This window comes from Streptomyces rugosispiralis (genome assembly GCF_024505145.1).
Classification (GTDB): Bacteria; Actinomycetota; Actinomycetes; order Streptomycetales; family Streptomycetaceae; genus Streptomyces; species Streptomyces rugosispiralis.
Genome location: NZ_JANIAA010000037.1, coordinates 1 through 15,221 on the forward strand (window position 1 = coordinate 1; position 15,221 = coordinate 15,221).

Here is a 15,221-nt window from a genome sequence, read left to right on the forward strand (position 1 = left end):
GCATTCAACTCCCCATACGACAGGGACTCCTCGCCACAGACCACGGCGACACTCTCCGCCGAAACCCGCACCCGGGCCTCGAACAACTCGGGAAGTGTGGCGGTCTGAACGCGATCGGACATGAGTTGAACCCCTCGAAAAATGCGTGACCAGTGGAGGATTCGACGAACTGCGTACGGAATTCACGGCACAACAAGGCCGGGGTGGAGGGTCCCTCCCCTACGGCTCGGACAATCCGCGGGAGACCCGTCCGCCCCGGCCTCGAATTCTTCTCGGCGGGTGTGGTGACCGAGCGGTCTAGCCGCAGCCTCCTGCGTGTCCAGTATCTCCACCGGGGGCGGAGAACCGGGGCAGCTCGTCATGATGCTGCCAGCCTTTCTCGACCTCTTCGAGAGGTTGGCCGCGGAAGGCCGCGACAAAGGGCGCCAGCCGGTCCGCGCCCCAGAACTTCTCGCGTCCGTGAATGAAGAACGGAACGCCGAACAGGCCGTCCTGATAAGACTGGATCAGGCAATCCAGTCCCCGCTTGCGCAGCCCGGGGTCGTCCGACGCGTCCGCCAGCTGCTCGGCCGGGAGCCCCAGCTCCGCGGCGATCTCGGCCATCGTCTCGCGCCGGGTGATGTCCCGGCCCTCCTGCCAGCGGGCCCGGTAGGTGAGCTCGATGAAGCGGCGGCCGTGGCCCTCCTCCTGGGCGGCGAGGTAGGCCAGGTGGGAGACCTCCCAGTTGGGGTCCTTGTCGACCGGCACGGTCATCCGCAGACCGCGTGCCTTGGAGATCCGCGAGAGGTCCTGGAGGATGTAGAAGTTCTTCGCGCGGGACATGGCGACGATGGGCAGCTCCACATCGGCCTGGTCCAGCATCTGCTGCGTGATGGCGTCGGGCTCCCAGAAGGGGATCCAGTCCATTCCGTCGGCCACGTCGGGGTAGCGCTCGATCAGGTCCAGGTAGGCGAACCAGGAGTACGGGCTGCGCAGCGAGAAGTACCACCTCGGTGGCTTCTTGGGCTTGGGCACGGTGATGTTCCGCCTTCCGGTAGAGGTCGGTCGGGGCCGGTCGTGGACCGGCCGGGGTCAGATGGTGATACCGCCGTCGATCTGGAAGACGGCGCCGGTGATGTAGGCGGCCCGGTCGGAGACCAGGTAGGAGACGAGGTCGGCGACCTCTTCCGGGCGGCCCAGCCGCTTCAGCGGGATCTGCTGCAGGGCCTTCTTGCGCACCTGGTCGCTCAGTTCCGCCGTCATATCGGTCTCGATGAAGCCGGGGGCGACCACATTGGTGCGGATGCCGTACCGGCCGACCTCCTTGGCGAGCGACCGGGAGAAGCCGATGATGCCCGCCTTGGAGGCCGAGTAGTTGGTCTGGGTGGGGTTGCCGTAGACCCCCGCCACCGACGAGAGGTTCACGATGGCGCCCGACTTCCGCTTCATCATCTCGAAGATGACGGCGCGGCAGACGTGGTAGACCCCGTCGAGGTTGGTGCCGATGACCTGCCGCCACTCCTCGTCGGCCATCATCAGCAGGGGGTTGTCCCGGGTGATGCCGGCGGAGGTGACCGCGGCGTCGACCGGGCCGAGGGTCTCCTCGGTACGGGTGATGAACGAGCGCACCGACGCCATGTCGGAGACGTCGGCGCGGACGGCCAGCGCCCTGACGCCCAGCTCCCGGACCTCCTTCTCCAGGACGTTCGCCGCGGCCTCGTCGGACCGGTAGCAGTAGGCGACGTCGAAGCCGTCCCGGGCCAGGCGCAGGACCACCTCCCGCCCGATGCCGCGGGATCCGCCGCTGACGAGGGCGACCCTGGACTCACTGTTGTGCACGACTGTTCCCTCTCCTGATGGGCCGCGGGCCCTCCTGGCCGGCTTGTGGGCCAACGGGCCGTGAAGCGGCGGGCTATGGAACGGCGGGGGCCGCGACCTGGTCGGCGGGGGCCGACGGGCGCAGCTGGTCCCCGGGGCGGAACGCCATCACCATGCGGGAGAAGGTCAGCGCGACCTCGCCGCCGACCAGCGTCTCGCCCTCGAAGATCACGGTGTCGGTGAGCGCCCGGAAGAGCCGCACCCGGTGCTCCAGTACGTCGCCGGGCTGGACCGGACGGTGGAACTCCACCCCGGACATCGAACCGGCCAGCATGACCTGGCTGGTCGGCCCTCCGCTCGCCTCGGCGCCGCACACCGCGAGCAGCCCGGCTGCCTGGCCCCAGGACTCGACCAGCAGGGTCCGTGGATAGCCGAACTCCTCCGGGGCCGCGTCCTCGCCGAGGTGGCGGTACCAGGGCTCATTGCAGGTGATGGCCTTCAGCGCCACCAGCCGGTCGCCCGGGACGAGCTCCACCACCCGGTCGATCAGCAGCATCGGATGGCGATGCGGCAGCAGGCGCTTGATCCCGGCCGCGTCGATCATGGTGTGACCTCCGTACGAAAGCCCAGCCGCACCTTGGCGGACGTGCCGCGCTCGGTGGCGGCCGTCGCGGTGTACGTCCAGCCGCCGTCGGCCGCCTTCCAGTCGGCGCGGACGGTCAGGACGTCGCCGGGGAAGACCGGGCCGATGAACCGGGCCGACTCCAGGGCCCGCAGCGCGATGGCCCCGTCCCCGGGGGCGGTGGCGAGGGCCGCGCGGTGGGCGCACTCGACCACGCACACCCCGGGGAAGATCGGGAAGTCCGGGTAGTGACCGGCGAAGACCGGCTCCTCCGGTGCGATGCGGAACCGGACCTCGCTGCTCAGCCCGGACTGCCCGGCGTCCGCCGAGGCCCGCCGCACGACCTCGGGCACGGCCCGCACCGGGCTGTTGGTGGTGTTCGCGGTCACCGGGCGCGCAGCTTCTGGGTCAGCAGCTCGTGCGCCTGGCGCAGCGAGACCACCTGGCGCAGCTCGGACTCCGCGAACTTGACGCCGTACTTCTTCTCCAGGACCACGATGACCTCGAGCGCCATCAGGGAGTCGACCTCGAGGTCCTCCATGAAGTCGGCGTCGTCGGCCACGTCGGTGGCGTCGACCTCCAGGATGTCGGCGACGATGCCGCGCAGTTCGTCCATGTCGAGCGGGGCCGCGCCGGCCGCGTCGGAGTAGGTGACGGACATGGGGTTCCTTTCACACAGCGGTTCACACAGCGAGAGGGGGTCACAACAGGCGCAGGAGTGCGCAGGCGAGCGCGCCGTCACGGTCCACGGACGTCACGACCGCCAGCCGGCCGGCGGCCCGGTCGTCGTCCTGGGCCGCCGTCAGCACGGAGACGATCTGGAAGGCGGCGGTCGCGGCGGCGGTGTCGCCGATCGTTTCCGGCTGCGGGATCCAGCGCACCTCGTGACCGGCGAACCCGGCCCGCAGCGCGGTCCGTTCCTGCTCGCCGAGGAGACCGGCCGGGCCCGAGGGCGACACCGCCCAGACGTCCTCGCGCGACGCCCCGGCCCGGCGCAGCGCACGCTCCACGGCGGACCGCAGCGAGGGGCCCGCCCCGTCGGGGCCCGCGACCCCGGACTCGACCGCGAGCACCTCGGCGAGCCCCTCACCGTCGGCCACCGCCTCGGCGGGCCGCAGCCGCAGCACCGCACAGCCCTCGCCGAGCACGACGCCGGTCTCGTCCTCGCCCCGGGTGTGCCATTCCAGCCAGGCGCGGGCCGGGGAGTACTCCTCGACGGCCCCGCACAGGACGGTCATGGCGCGCCCGGAGGCGAGCAGCCGCCGGGCGTAGTTGAGGGCGATCAGCCCGGAGGAGCGTCCGGCGGCGACCGTGGTGTTCGGCCCCTTGAGCCCGTACCAGATGGCGCACTGCCCGGCGGGGCAGTTCATGATGGCGTTGGGGATGTGCGAGGGGTCGATGTAGAAGGGCTTCTCGTGGATGAGGGTGTCGCGGGTGATGTCCATCATGCTCTGGGCGCTTCCGGTGGTGGTGCCCAGGACGAGGCCCACGTCGGCGCCGCTCTCGGTGGCGCCGTCGGCCCCCGTGACCAGCTCCCGCACCGTCGCCACGGCCAGCCCGGTGACCCGGTCCATGGACCGGGTGCCCTTGCGGCCCAGCACCTCCTTGATCACCAGGTCCCGGGCCAGGCACACCCGCTCGTCGGGGACCGGCTCGCCGCCGGGCTCCGCCACGGTGGCCGTGGACCGGCCCGACCGGGCGCCCTCGGCGAAGGCGTCCCGGCCGATGCCGTACGGCGACACCGCCGACCATCCCGCGATGACGGGACCGCGCGGCGCGGTGGCCGGCGCGGTGGCCGGGGCGCTCACGGCTGGTTCCGGCCGTCGCCGAAGGCGTTCAGGACTCGCTCGTCGAAGGTGACCAGGCGGCCTTCCTTGCCGTTCTCCACCACTCCGTAGGCGTGGGTGATGGTGCCGGTGGAGGTCTGCACCAGGCGGCCGTCGCGGACCACATAGGTGTCCAGGCGCGAGGTGTAGAGCAGGTTCTTGAAGACGTTGTCGACGGTGTAGACGACGTAGAGGTCCTCTTCGAGGAGCGCCTCGTCCAGCAGCGTCACCCGGGAGTGGGTGACGGCGGGGATCCAGTTCTTCTCCGCCAGCAGCGCCCGGATGGAGATGCCGCGCGCGTCCACGAAGCGGTGCTTGGCCTCTTCCATCAGCCGCAGATAGCCCGACATCTGGAGCCGCTCGAAGAAGTGCACGAACGGGTAGGGGATGCGGAACTTCCAGCCGTAGGCGTTCTGTCCGGCCAGCAGCCGCTCCAGCACCGCGTCGGTCTCGACGCAGGCGCCGGAGATCAGCTCCTCGGTGACCGCGGGCACGGCCGCCCCCGGCTCGGCGCCGCCGACGCGCGCCGTGACGAACCGCTCCAGGCCCTCGGGCACCGGCAGCCTGCGCGGCATCCGCACATCGTTCTCGTCGTACCGCAGCACGGCCTTGACCTTGGAGGCGACGGCCTTCTTGGGGGCGCCGTCGCGCTCGACGGTGATGGCGACCTTGAACGACAGCTCGGTGGCGTCGTCCTTGGTCACCGGGGTCACCTCGATGGACGCCTCGTCATCGACGACGAGCGCGGTCTGGAGGCGGGAGTCGATGTCGACGATGTCGAATCCGAGGCCGTGCTCCTCGTAGAGCCCGCCGACCGGGAGCCCGCTGCGCCGGAAGTGCGCGATGACGGCCTTCTCGACCAGGTAGTTGACATGCTTGAAACCGATGATGGTGCCGATGTTGGCACCCTCGTATCCCGGGCTGAGGACGACCGTGGTCGACTCGTTCAGCAGCGACTTGACGGCTTGCGACATCACTTCTCCGTGAGGTGTGGGGCGGCCCGGTCCGGGAGCCGCCGGAGGAACGCGCCGACCAGGGCGGAGAACGACTCCGCGTGCTCGGACATCGGGTAGTGACCGCACCCGGGGATCGCGTGCAGCTCTGCCCCGGGGAGGTCGGCCGCGAGCAGGGCGCTCTCGGCGGCGGCGAAGTCGTCCTGGCCGGTCACGACCAGGCCGGGCACGGTGATCAGTTCGGGGCGGAGCCAGGGGGTGCGCAGATAGTGCTCGAAGAACCGCACCCAGCCGTAGGGGCCGACCCGTTCGCACACCCGCTCCGCCATGTGCCGCCGGACCGTCGGGGTGATCCGGCGGGAGGAGTGGTTGCGCAGCCCCTCCTCCATGATGTGGAGGAAGTCCCGCTGCATGCCCGAGACGGAGTCCCAGGCGAAGTCGTCCGGTGAGCGCCGGTAGAAGGGCGAGACGAGGACCACGCCCCGGATCCCGTACCGCTCGCGCACGTCGTTGCCCGCCTCGGCCTCCCGGCTGAGCAGGTCCAGCAGCTGGTTCGCCGAGAACGAGTGGGCGACAACGACGTCGGGCGGGTCCGGCAGCCGCTCCAGGGCCGTGCCGATCCAGTCGGTCCGCTCCGGCCGGCGGCTCCAGGGCTGGACGTGGTCGGCGCGCCAGGGCAGATCGGCGGTCCAGGTCTCCAGGTCCGGCGGCAGCAGCGGGGCCAGCCCGTCCCAGACCACCCCGCTGCTGGCCAGGCCGTGCAGGAACAGGGCGCGCAGCCGGGTCGCGTCCCGCGCGGGGCGGTGGCGCAGCAGCAGGGGCTGCCGCGCCGCGCCGCGGCTCCCGGCCGCGCCGGTCTCACCGTGGGCCATCAGGACCGGCCCGGGGCCAGCAGGGCGAGTCCGGCGGTGGCGTCGTCGCCGTCGCGGCCGGCCAGGGCGTAGACGGGTCCGGCGCCGCCGTCGGCGTACCAGCCGATGGTTCCGGCGCACTGGAGGACGCCGAGGACCGCCGACGCCTCGCCGAAGGTGTCGGCCAGCGTGTGGTGGACGGTGCCGGACGGCAGCAGCGAGGAGTCGGCTCCCCGCTCGCCACCGGGGCCGAACCAGGCGGCGGGCGGGGTGCGGTCGTCCCCGGCCAGCCGCTCCAGGCACGCCTCGACGCTTCCGGCGCGGACCGCGGAGCTGACCACCGCGCGGGCCTCGGCGCCGCGGACGGCGGCGGCCGCCCGGCGCTCCACGACGACGGCGGCGGCGCCGTCCACGATCCGGTCGGCCCCGGTGAGGCGGCGGACCATCTCGTTGTCCGGTTCGACGGCCAGGACCAGCGCCCGGTCGGCGCGGCGGGCGCCGACGAGGGCGGCGGCCCAGCGGACCGCGTCCAGGCCGGAGGTGGCGCCGTTGCAGACCATCAGGTTGGGGCCGCGCAGCCCGTACTTGATGGCGAGCGTGGAGGCGATCACATTGCTGGACGCGTTGGGCGTGTCCATGGGGCTGACGCCGCCCGCGGTCCCCTCGGCCGCGATGGTGTCCACGACCGAGCAGACGGTGTCCACGTTGCCGTAGTTGGAGGCCACCAGGACGGCGACGGTCTCCCCGGGGACCGTGAGCCCCTCGGGGCCGAGCAGCCCCGCGTCCGCCAGCGCCTCATCGGCGCAGGCGAGCGCGAGCTGGGTGGCGCGGTCCTTGAAGCGCAGCCCCTTCTTGCCGATGCGGGCGGCGGGGTCCACCGGCTCCGCGCCGCCGGGCACCGGGGCCAGCAGGTCCTTCGGGGTGGCGACGCCGGGCAGGGCGAGCCCGACTCCGGTCAGTACGGCGCTCATCGGGCCGCCTCCACTACCGCCACGGCGTTGATGCCGCCGAAGCCGAAGGCGTCGATCTGGGCGAGGGAGACATCCGCCCGCTGGGCGGTGCCGCGCACCAGCCGGAATCCCTCGGTCTCCGCGGCCGGATGGTCGAGACCGGTGATCGGGGGCACCCGGTGCTCCCGCATGGCGCGCAGCGCCACGATCAGGCTGAGCACGCCGGAGGCGCCGGAGGTGTGCCCGGTCATCGACTTGATCCCGGTCATCACGGGGCGGCCCAGGTGGTCGCCGTACACCTCCCGCAGCGCGGTGGCCTCGGCGGCGTCGTTGAGCGGGGTGCCCGTGCCGTGCACCATCACCAGTTCCACGTCCTCCGGTTTGACCCCCGCCCGGCTGTGGGCGTCCTTGATGGCCAGGGCGATACCGCCGGGGTCGGGCGCGGTGGCGTGGTAGGCGTCGCAGTTGACGCCCACGCCCCGCACCCAGCCGTGCCCGCCGCCGTCGGCGGCGCGGCGCAGCACGATCGCGGCGGCGCCCTCGCCCATCACGGTGCCCTTGCGGTCCCGGTCGAACGGGCGCAGCGCGTCCGGCGGGTCGAGCTGGAGCCGGTCGGAGAGGCCGAACATGGACTCGGTGATGACGTCCACGCCCGCCACCACGACGGTGTCGGCCGCCCGGAACTCCAGCAGGTCCACGCCCAGGGCCAGCGAGTACAGCGAGGCGGAGCAGGCGTTGGAGATGGTGGTGGTGTCATCGGCGCCGAACCGCTCGCGCAGCGCGGTGCCGAAGTGCATGCCTCCGGCGTCGAAGTCCTGTCCGTCGCGCCACCACAGCTCCAGCGAGCGCAGCTCGCGCAGCCCGGTGCCGATGAGGACGGGCACCCCGCGCAGGTCCCGGGGCAGACCGGCGTCGTCCAGCGCCTGCCCCACGGCCGTGGTGAGCAGGCCGGTGGCCCGGCCCACGACATCGGTGCCGGGCGCCGGCCGGTCGTCCACCTCGTACAGCAGGTCGGCGTTGTACCAGTCGCGGTTGAAGCCGCGCAGGCTGTGCAGCCCGCCGCGCCCCTCGCAGAGGCTGTCGAAAATCTCCGCCGGGTCGGCTCCGACGCTGGCGACGGCGCCGACTCCGGTGATGGGCCAGCGGCTCATCGGTGCTCCTCGTACTTGCCCAGGATGACGACCGCGTTGTTGCCGCCGAAGGCGAGACCGTTGTTCTGCACGATCCGCAGATCCGCCTCGACCGCCTGGTTGGGCACGCAGTCGACCTCGCATTCGGGGTCGGTGGCGGTGTGGTTGATGGTCGGCGGGATGAAGCGGTGCACGATCGCCAGTGAGCAGGCGATCGCGGCGAGGGCGCTGGCGGCGCCCATGGTGTGGCCGAGCATCGACTTGATGGAGATGGTGCGCGGCGGGGCCGCGCCGTAGACCTCGCGGATGGCGCGGGCCTCGGTGATGTCGTTGGCCTTGGTGCCGGTGCCGTGCGCGGACACCAGGTCCACCTCGCCGGGCTTGACCCCGGCGTTCTCCAGGGCGAGCGCCATGCAGCGGGCGACGCTGCTCTGGTTCGGGGCCACCTGGTGATAGGCGTCGCAGTTGAGGCCGTAGCCGAGGACCTCCGCGTAGATGCGGGCGCCCCGGGCCAGGGCCGACTCCAGGCTCTCCAGGACGAGCACGCCCGCGCCCTCGCCGGTGAGGATGCCCTTGCGGTCGACGTCGAACGGCTGGCACCGCTCGGGTGCGATGGTGCCCAGCCGGTAGAACCCGGCGAAGGTCTTGCGGCACATGGCGTCGGCGCCGCCGCAGAGGGCGAAGTCCACCTCACCGGTGCGTACGGCGTCGAAGCCGTAGCCGATCGCGTAGTTGCCCGCGGCGCAGGCCGTCGGAATCGTCACCGCTTCGACGTCCGTCAGCCCGAGCTCATGGGCGACGGCCGCGGAGAGGCGGCCGGCCCGCACCCGGCGGGCGATGGTGGAGTCCATCTTCTCCGGCCCGTGGGCGATCTGGCTCTCCACCAGCTGGTCCAGATCGAAGGACTCCCCGTCGGTGGTGCCGATGGAGATGAGGCCGCGCTGCTCGCGCAGTACGTCGACGTCGAGATTCGCGTCCTCGACGGCCATACGGGCCGCGGCCGCCGAGAACTGACTGGCCCGGCCGAGTTCCGCCACGTCCAGATTGCGTATCCACTTCTCCGGTTCGAAGTCGACAATTTCGCAGCCGTTGGCGTGGGCGAACCCCTCGGTGTCGAAGGCGGTGATCGGCTTCGCTCCGCTGCGGCCGGAACGCAGCCCTTCGGCGAACTCGGCGGCGCCCACTCCAATGCTGGAGAAAACGCCAAACCCGGTAAGAACCACTCGGTGAGTCGCGACAGCGGAACCGTCGCGCACGGGAGCAGTCATCGAAACCTCCAACCAGTCTCGGCTTGAACAGCGGACGGGATTACCAGCCGGCTGACTCGGCGACGACCTCGTGGACGCCCTTGAGGTTGACCATGCGGGCGAGTTCCGACTGGTCGATGACGACCTTGAACTCCTTCTCCAGGGAGGCCAGGATCTCGATGGCGCGCAGCGAGTCGGCGTCGTGGTCCTCGCGGAAGAGGCTGGTCTCGGTGACCTCGTCCTCTTCCAGCTCGAGAATCTCGCAGACGATTTCCTTGATCTTCTCAGCGCGCTCTTCGGTAAGGGTGGGCATGATGAATTCAACCTCTCGGTCATTGCCGCCGGGCGGGAATCCCCCCGTTCGGCGCTCCTTTTGCGTTCCCGCACTCGAAACCATCGCAGTACGGTTATGTGATGTGCACGCCCTGCGTCAGGAAGGTGCCAACACTGCTTCGTCCAGGCGCCTTTTGATGTCGCTCACCAGGGAATCCCGCTCGGCATTCAGGTAGAAATGGCCACCGGGCAGGACGCGCATGTCGAAGGAATGTCCGGCGACCTCGGACCAGTGCTTCATCTCGTTCTCCCCGGCGCCCGGATCCCGGTCCCCGGCGTACGCCACGACCGGACAGCCGACGGGGTGCGGGGTCTGGGCCCGGTAGGTGCCCGCGATCCGGAAGTCGGCCCGTACGGACGGCAGCACGATGTCCCGGATCCCGGGGTCGGCCAGCAGCGCGGCATCCGCGCCGCCGAGCCGCAGCACCTCGGCGATCAGCTCGTCGTCGGTGCCGAGGTGGATCTCCTTGGGGGTCACCAGATGGGGGGCCTCGCGGGACGAGACGAAGAGCCCGGCCAGCCGGTCCGCGTGGGCCGGCTGGAGGCGCAGGGCCAGTTCATAGGCGAGGGACGCCCCCATGCTGTGGCCGAAGAAGGCCACCGGGACGTCGAGGAAGGGGAGCAGTTCCGCGGCCAGCGGATCGGCCAGCTCCGCCATGGTGGTCGCGCACGGTTCGGCGATCCGCTCCTGACGGCCGGGGTACCGGGTGGCCAGCACCTCGACTTCGGGGCCCAGCGCCCCGGCCCAGGGGTGGAAGAACGTCGCGGTCCCGCCCGCGTGGGGCAGGCAGACCAGCCGCGCCCGCGGCCGGCCGGCCGCCGGGTACCGCCGGAACCACCGGGTTCGGGCACTGCCGGACGATGTCATCGTCGCTCTCCTCGTGGCTGTCTCCCGCGACTCCCGCGTCTCCCGCGGGCGGGGCTCCCGTGGCGGGAGCTCCCGGGCGGGGGCTCCCGTGGCGGGGGCTCCCGGGCGGGGGCTCCCGTGGCGGGGACTTCCGCACCGGAGCGGCGACCGGCCGTCGCCTCCCGGACCCGGACGCGCTCCGGGGGCTCGCCGCCCGCGTCCCGTGAGGTGTCGGCGGCGGGTCGCGGGGAAGGGCCCCACCGCCGGGTCGCACTCCGCTGTCCGCTCGGCGGCGGGCGGGAGGACCCGGGACACCTTTCTAACCAGGCCCGCCCCGCGCCTCAATGTCCCTTTCAGGAAGGTGCCAGGGCAGGCACCGGAAGCGGATCCGGCACGGCCGGAGGGGAGTTGAGGGGGCGGGGTAACAGCTTGCTGCCAGTGCGCGCCGCAGGTCGCGTCGCGATGGATCACCGGCACCCGGGCGGGGCAGGATGCGCAGGAGATCCTCTGTACTCATGCCCGTAACCCACCAGTCAGCGAGCCGCCCGATGACCGACGACCCGACCTCTCCGGCCGCGACCGAGCCTCCATGGCAGTTCCTGGCCCGGCTGGAGGAGCAGATCGCCCTGGACCAGGAGGCGTGTCTACGCGACTGCGGGGCGCCCTGGGGCGAGTTGCTCGAGCGATTCGTCGACGCCCTGACGGGCCGACCGTGCCCAGCCGTGGAGGGCGACCCGGGCGAGGGGGACGCCGCCCAGGGTGGGGAGGCGGGCGGGCCGGGTGCGCCGAGCCCCGGGGACCGCGCCGGGGAGTGGCGGCCCCCGCCGGGGACACCGTGAGTGGCCGCCTCCGGTACGGACGGCCCGTCATCGAGCGACCCGTCAGCAGGTGACCGTCGGCGAGTGGCCGTCAGCAAGTGGCCCGGCCGCCGGGGGTGGCGGGCTTACCGGCGTGGCAGGCTTACCGGCGTGGCGGGCTTATCGGGGTGGCGGGCTTATCGGGGTGGCACGCTGCGCAGCCGGGGCCGGAGCGGGGGCCTCGGCAGCGTCTCGGTCAGCCCGGCCGCGGCGTCGATGACCGTGTTCCGCAGCCCGCGCTCGGGCGGCTTCGCCATCCTCGCCCGCGGACCGGACAGTACGAGCGCGGCGGACACCCGCCCCTCGCCGTCCCGGACCGGTACGGCCAGCACATACTCGTCCAGCACCATCACATCCGGCCCGTGCGCCCAGCCGCGCTGCCGGATCAGGGCCAGCTGCGCCGCGTTGAAGCGTGCGCCGCGCAGCCCCGCGTACAGCTCGTCCGGGTCCTCCCAGGCCAGGAGCACCTGGGCGACCGGGCCGGACTTGGCGGGCCGGGCCGTGCCGAGCGGGACCGCGTCCTGCCCGGTGACCGGGTCGGCCGAGCTGGCCACACAGATGTGCACGGCGTCGCGGCGGCGGTGCACCCGGGCGTTGAGGCCGGTGCGCGCGTGCAGATCGGCCAGCACGCCCTCCGCGAGGTGCTCCAGCCGGTCGCGCGGCTGCCCGACCGCCGCGTGGCCGATCCTGGCGCCGGGCAGGAACCGGCCGTTGGCGTCCCGGCTCAGCAGCTCGAGCCGTTCCAGGGCGGTGGCGATGCGGTAGACGGTGGGGCGCGGCAGCCCGCTGATCGCCACCACCTGGGCGAGGCTGGCGGGGCGCTGCTCGACCACGCTGAGGATCATGGACGCCTTGTCGAGTACTCCGACACCGCTCATCGGCAGCGGCCGTGACGCGACGCTCAGCGTGCCCGCCCCGTCGGCGTCAGCGCGCCGGTAGACCGGACCGATCGGCATGTGACTCATGGAGGATTCGCCTTCCGCACGGCGGACACCGGATGGCGCGAGGCTCCGGTGCCGCGCGGCACCGGAATCCCGCACATCGACGGCTCGCGGGTGTGGCAACCGGCCGCCGGGACGCGGCGGGAGCTACGGCTCGCCGGTCCCCCGCTCTGATGTGCCCCATCCAAATCGACGTGCCCCGGCACGGGCAACGCCGGAGACAGGAAACTGCCAGGCCCCGCCCCTTCCCGCTACCCACTACCCGGGGCCCGGGGCGGAGCCCCCACGCGGCGGAACCGCATATCGATGCTTTCCCCACCCCGCCCCTTCCCGTTACCAGGGGGCTTCGCCCCCTGGACCCCCGGGGCCCGAGGCGGAGCCCCCCGGCGGCGGAGCCGCATATCGATACCGCCGGAGGGGGCGAAGCCCCAATCCGGGGTCTGGGGCGGAGCCCCAGTTGTGGGAAGGGGCGGGGAGGGGAGCAGCCCGCCGCAGGCGTCACCATCCGCCCGCCTAGCCGCGACCATTCGGCTCCGCCCCCGGCGTAGGCGGCAGAAGCCCCAGCTCGGCGGCGCGCACCCCGGCCTGGAACCGGGAGTTGGCGCCGAGCTGGGACATGATGTCGGCCACATAGCGCCGATACGTGCGCACCGAGACGGTGAGTTCGCGCGCCGCGACCTCATCGGTGACCCCGGCCTGGAGGTACTTGAGGATGCGGCGGGCGAACGCCGCCCGCGTGCGGTCCCCGAAGACGAACCGCTCCCCGGCCCGGAAGGCGTCCTTCCAGATGGACTCGAAGAGCATCCGCAGCGAGTGCAGCAGCTCCGCCACCCGGATCACCGACGCCCGCCGCCCGGCCGCCGACTCGGCCACCACCAGCGCCACGCTGTCGTCCACGATGAGCGCCTGGAGCGGCGGCATATGGGCCACCCGGATGGCCACGGCCCGCTCCCGGCCCAGCTGTTCGCGGACGAAGTCGTCGTCCAGCAGCGTGGGCGTGGTCAGCAGCCGGATCGCCACGTCCTCATGGGCGCCGTAGAGCAGGTCCCGCTCGACCTGGTCGCTGCGCCGCCCCAGCCGGTCCGCCCGGGACGGCCGTCGCGCGTGGATGATGTCAATGCTGGTCCGCGCCTCCTTGACCAGGCCCTCGGCCGTCTCCAACACCGCGTCGTAGGCGTTGTCGACCTCGGTGATGAGCTGCTCCTGGGAGCTGCGGTCCCGGTGCAGCGCGACCATCGACTCGATGCGCGCCTTCGCTTCCAGCAGGGCCTTTTCGAGTTCGTCCGCTCGCGAGCCGGACATGCCAACCATCCCCCTGAAGATATGGATCGGCGGGCCGCCGCGTTCCCCCGTGACGGCCCGGTCCCGACAGCGTCGTGCCGTCGCCCCGTCGTCGCCCTCAGTCGGCGAGCAGGCCGAGCTCGACCGCGCGGGCCCCGGCCTGGAAGCGCGAGCTGGCGTCCAGCTCGCGCATGATCTCCGCGACATGGCGGCGGTAGGTGCGCAGCGACACATTGATCGCCCGCGCCGCGGTCTCATCGGTGTGACCGGCGCGCAGCGCCTCCAGAACGGTGCGGGCGAACTCCGTGCGCAGCCTCGGCGCGAGCCCGAGGTGGTCCGCCAGCTTGCGGCCCCGGGACCAGGCACCGGCGAAGAGGAGCTCCAGGGCCCGTACGGCGCCGAGGTCGTTGACGACGGCCACCTGCCCCTCCGGCTCCCGGTCCTGCGTCTGCACCAGCGCCGAGGCGCCGTCGACCACCACGATGCCGCGCAACTCGCTCTGCGAGACGCGCACTTCGGGACGGACCCGGGTCAGCGGGCGCAGCCGCTCGGCCACGCCCGCCGCGGCCGGCACATTGCACAGCACCCGGACCACCGCCCGGCTCGGGGTGCGGTCCAACTCCTCGATCACGGCGTTCTCGAAGGCGCCCGCGCCGGTGAGGGTCACGGCCACCGAGTACCGGGCGCCGACGATGAGCGGGGCGAGCGAGTCGCCGATCCGGGCGCCGTCGGTGCGCACCACCGGAGAGGGCGTGGTCCTTCTGCGCGAGTGCAGCAGAACCGTGGACTCGATCAGCTTGCGCGCCTGCAACAGCGCCTGTTCCAGATGAGACGCGTGGTCGTCGGACCGCTCCGCCGTCTCGTCGGCACCCCGTGGATCAACACCACGTGGATCAACACCACGTGGATCAATTGCCACACCCATCCCGAATCCCCCGTCGATTGGCATGCACCGGTTCTTCGCCATCCGCCGGGCCATGAGAATTCACCCGAGCGGAATGGCACCGTGCGCAGCAGTGTATTGGACACTAGATTGAGCGAACAGATTGGGTCAACCGTGAGCGAGTCAAGGCGCTCACCGGCCAAAGAACAAGTAAACGACCGTTTTCAGTGAAGCGTGCACCCATGCGCCGCGGCTGTCAGGTTGCTGCGCTGCGACCCCCTAAGCGGAATCGCTCCCCCTCCTTTTCACGCCGATGCGCATGCGTACGATCACACTTCGCCACACCGATGACCTCTTGAGGTCAACACCGCTCCCCCGTAGGCACCTTGTTGCCTACGGTGATCACGCGATGGCACACCCCCGCAGGCCGCTTCAGCACCTTACGTCACAGTAGTCGGTAAAAACCACGTCCGCATCAGGCATTTCGACCTGCGCCATCGTCCGAAAACCGCCATGAATTGCCTCCTTCTTTGTTGAGCGATAAAAGAATTCAACCGCACCAGGGGAATGAATTCGGCCATGCTTTCCGCTCCCCGCCCGTCCTGCCGGGGAACGAATCCCGCTCCCCCGCACGGCGGAGCCGGATGGTCCCGGAGACGGACGCGGCCCCCGGCACCGGGCGCGAAGATGATCGCAACGCACA

18 protein-coding genes are annotated in these 15,221 nt (G+C 71.7%); 2 read left to right on the plus strand and 16 right to left on the minus strand.

All coding sequences use genetic code 11. From position 1 onward, the window contains the following. Positions 1 to 297: 297 nt before the first annotated feature. The 13 genes from NP777_RS36285 to NP777_RS36345 form a co-directional block, all read right to left on the minus strand. Entirely contained in the window at positions 298 to 1,014 is a 717-nt protein-coding gene (locus NP777_RS36285) for a 2-hydroxychromene-2-carboxylate isomerase (protein ID WP_256654442.1), read from the minus strand. 57 nt (positions 1,015 to 1,071) lie between these two features. Beyond that, on the minus strand, positions 1,072 to 1,818 hold the full coding sequence (fabG, locus tag NP777_RS36290; RefSeq protein WP_256654443.1) for a 3-oxoacyl-[acyl-carrier-protein] reductase: 747 nt from the start codon (positions 1,816 to 1,818) through the stop codon (positions 1,072 to 1,074). A 73-nt stretch (positions 1,819 to 1,891) separates the two neighbouring features. Beyond that, entirely contained in the window at positions 1,892 to 2,401 is a 510-nt protein-coding gene (locus NP777_RS36295; RefSeq protein WP_256654444.1) for a 3-hydroxyacyl-ACP dehydratase FabZ family protein, read from the minus strand. After that, the gene (locus NP777_RS36300) at positions 2,398 to 2,808 is read right to left on the minus strand and encodes a 3-hydroxyacyl-ACP dehydratase FabZ family protein (RefSeq protein ID WP_256654445.1); all 411 of its coding nucleotides are present in this window, start codon (positions 2,806 to 2,808) and stop codon (positions 2,398 to 2,400) included. Before NP777_RS36300 ends, NP777_RS36295 begins: the two co-directional genes overlap by 4 nt. After that, positions 2,805 to 3,080, minus strand: a complete 276-nt coding sequence (locus tag NP777_RS36305) for an acyl carrier protein (RefSeq protein ID WP_201852722.1) — start codon at positions 3,078 to 3,080, stop codon at positions 2,805 to 2,807. The genes NP777_RS36300 and NP777_RS36305 overlap by 4 nt, the downstream gene beginning before the upstream one ends. Before the next feature lie 40 nt (positions 3,081 to 3,120). Further along, on the minus strand, positions 3,121 to 4,227 hold the full coding sequence (locus NP777_RS36310; RefSeq protein ID WP_256654446.1) for a beta-ketoacyl synthase N-terminal-like domain-containing protein: 1,107 nt from the start codon (positions 4,225 to 4,227) through the stop codon (positions 3,121 to 3,123). Further along, entirely contained in the window at positions 4,224 to 5,219 is a 996-nt protein-coding gene (locus tag NP777_RS36315) for a thioesterase family protein (RefSeq protein WP_256654447.1), read from the minus strand. Before NP777_RS36315 ends, NP777_RS36310 begins: the two co-directional genes overlap by 4 nt. Then, a complete protein-coding gene (locus NP777_RS36320) occupies positions 5,219 to 6,070 on the minus strand; it encodes an alpha/beta fold hydrolase (RefSeq protein ID WP_256654448.1) in 852 nt (283 codons plus the stop codon). Before NP777_RS36320 ends, NP777_RS36315 begins: the two co-directional genes overlap by 1 nt. Beyond that, positions 6,070 to 7,020, minus strand: a complete 951-nt coding sequence (locus NP777_RS36325) for a beta-ketoacyl synthase N-terminal-like domain-containing protein (protein ID WP_256654449.1) — start codon at positions 7,018 to 7,020, stop codon at positions 6,070 to 6,072. The genes NP777_RS36320 and NP777_RS36325 overlap by 1 nt, the downstream gene beginning before the upstream one ends. Next, positions 7,017 to 8,150 carry a beta-ketoacyl synthase N-terminal-like domain-containing protein gene (locus NP777_RS36330; protein ID WP_256654450.1) on the minus strand — a complete coding sequence of 378 codons (1,134 nt, stop codon included), beginning with the start codon at positions 8,148 to 8,150 and terminating at the stop codon, positions 7,017 to 7,019. Before NP777_RS36330 ends, NP777_RS36325 begins: the two co-directional genes overlap by 4 nt. Continuing rightward, a complete protein-coding gene (locus tag NP777_RS36335) occupies positions 8,147 to 9,397 on the minus strand; it encodes a beta-ketoacyl-[acyl-carrier-protein] synthase family protein (RefSeq protein ID WP_256654451.1) in 1,251 nt (416 codons plus the stop codon). Before NP777_RS36335 ends, NP777_RS36330 begins: the two co-directional genes overlap by 4 nt. 40 nt (positions 9,398 to 9,437) lie before the next feature. Beyond that, positions 9,438 to 9,689: an acyl carrier protein gene (locus NP777_RS36340; RefSeq protein WP_256654452.1), complete on the minus strand. Its 252-nt coding sequence runs from the start codon at positions 9,687 to 9,689 to the stop codon at positions 9,438 to 9,440. Positions 9,690 to 9,806: 117 nt separating this feature from the next. Next, complete coding sequence (locus NP777_RS36345) at positions 9,807 to 10,577, minus strand: thioesterase II family protein (protein ID WP_256654453.1); 771 nt, start codon at positions 10,575 to 10,577, stop codon at positions 9,807 to 9,809. A 527-nt stretch (positions 10,578 to 11,104) separates the two neighbouring features. Between NP777_RS36345 and NP777_RS36350 the strand changes: the two genes are divergently transcribed. Next, positions 11,105 to 11,395: a DUF6269 family protein gene (locus NP777_RS36350; protein WP_256654454.1), complete on the plus strand. Its 291-nt coding sequence runs from the start codon at positions 11,105 to 11,107 to the stop codon at positions 11,393 to 11,395. 155 nt (positions 11,396 to 11,550) lie between these two features. On the opposite strand, the gene NP777_RS36355 is transcribed toward NP777_RS36350, so the two are convergent. Then, positions 11,551 to 12,378, minus strand: coding sequence for an IclR family transcriptional regulator (locus NP777_RS36355; RefSeq protein WP_256654455.1), 828 nt, complete (start codon positions 12,376 to 12,378; stop codon positions 11,551 to 11,553). Here NP777_RS36355 and NP777_RS36360 point away from each other — a divergent pair. After that, complete coding sequence (locus NP777_RS36360) at positions 12,370 to 12,528, plus strand: hypothetical protein (RefSeq protein ID WP_256654456.1); 159 nt, start codon at positions 12,370 to 12,372, stop codon at positions 12,526 to 12,528. The two genes, NP777_RS36355 and NP777_RS36360, sit on opposite strands and share 9 nt — an antisense overlap. A gap of 339 nt (positions 12,529 to 12,867) precedes the next feature. On the opposite strand, the gene NP777_RS36365 is transcribed toward NP777_RS36360, so the two are convergent. Then, the gene (locus NP777_RS36365; protein ID WP_256654457.1) at positions 12,868 to 13,656 is read right to left on the minus strand and encodes a LuxR family transcriptional regulator; all 789 of its coding nucleotides are present in this window, start codon (positions 13,654 to 13,656) and stop codon (positions 12,868 to 12,870) included. A 97-nt stretch (positions 13,657 to 13,753) separates the two neighbouring features. Next, positions 13,754 to 14,560 carry a DNA-binding response regulator gene (locus tag NP777_RS36370; RefSeq protein ID WP_256654458.1) on the minus strand — a complete coding sequence of 269 codons (807 nt, stop codon included), beginning with the start codon at positions 14,558 to 14,560 and terminating at the stop codon, positions 13,754 to 13,756. Between the last annotated feature and the right edge of the window lie 661 nt (positions 14,561 to 15,221).

What these genes read in the sequence shown, in the direction of transcription:
- NP777_RS36335 (WP_256654451.1), bottom strand. Translation starts at nt 9,397, where the DNA reads ATGACTGCTCCCGTGCGCGACGGTTCCGCTGTCGCGACTCACCGAGTG.
- NP777_RS36330 (WP_256654450.1), bottom strand. Translation starts at nt 8,150, where the DNA reads ATGAGCCGCTGGCCCATCACCGGAGTCGGCGCCGTCGCCAGCGTCGGA.
- NP777_RS36320 (WP_256654448.1), bottom strand. Translation starts at nt 6,070, where the DNA reads ATGGCCCACGGTGAGACCGGCGCGGCCGGGAGCCGCGGCGCGGCGCGG.
- NP777_RS36355 (WP_256654455.1), bottom strand. Translation starts at nt 12,378, where the DNA reads ATGAGTCACATGCCGATCGGTCCGGTCTACCGGCGCGCTGACGCCGAC.
- NP777_RS36325 (WP_256654449.1), bottom strand. Translation starts at nt 7,020, where the DNA reads ATGAGCGCCGTACTGACCGGAGTCGGGCTCGCCCTGCCCGGCGTCGCC.
- NP777_RS36295 (WP_256654444.1), bottom strand. Translation starts at nt 2,401, where the DNA reads ATGATCGACGCGGCCGGGATCAAGCGCCTGCTGCCGCATCGCCATCCG.
- NP777_RS36370 (WP_256654458.1), bottom strand. Translation starts at nt 14,560, where the DNA reads ATGGGTGTGGCAATTGATCCACGTGGTGTTGATCCACGTGGTGTTGAT.
- NP777_RS36305 (WP_201852722.1), bottom strand. Translation starts at nt 3,080, where the DNA reads ATGTCCGTCACCTACTCCGACGCGGCCGGCGCGGCCCCGCTCGACATG.
- NP777_RS36345 (WP_256654453.1), bottom strand. Translation starts at nt 10,577, where the DNA reads ATGACATCGTCCGGCAGTGCCCGAACCCGGTGGTTCCGGCGGTACCCG.
- NP777_RS36340 (WP_256654452.1), bottom strand. Translation starts at nt 9,689, where the DNA reads ATGCCCACCCTTACCGAAGAGCGCGCTGAGAAGATCAAGGAAATCGTC.
- NP777_RS36315 (WP_256654447.1), bottom strand. Translation starts at nt 5,219, where the DNA reads ATGTCGCAAGCCGTCAAGTCGCTGCTGAACGAGTCGACCACGGTCGTC.
- NP777_RS36350 (WP_256654454.1), top strand. Translation starts at nt 11,105, where the DNA reads ATGACCGACGACCCGACCTCTCCGGCCGCGACCGAGCCTCCATGGCAG.
- NP777_RS36365 (WP_256654457.1), bottom strand. Translation starts at nt 13,656, where the DNA reads ATGTCCGGCTCGCGAGCGGACGAACTCGAAAAGGCCCTGCTGGAAGCG.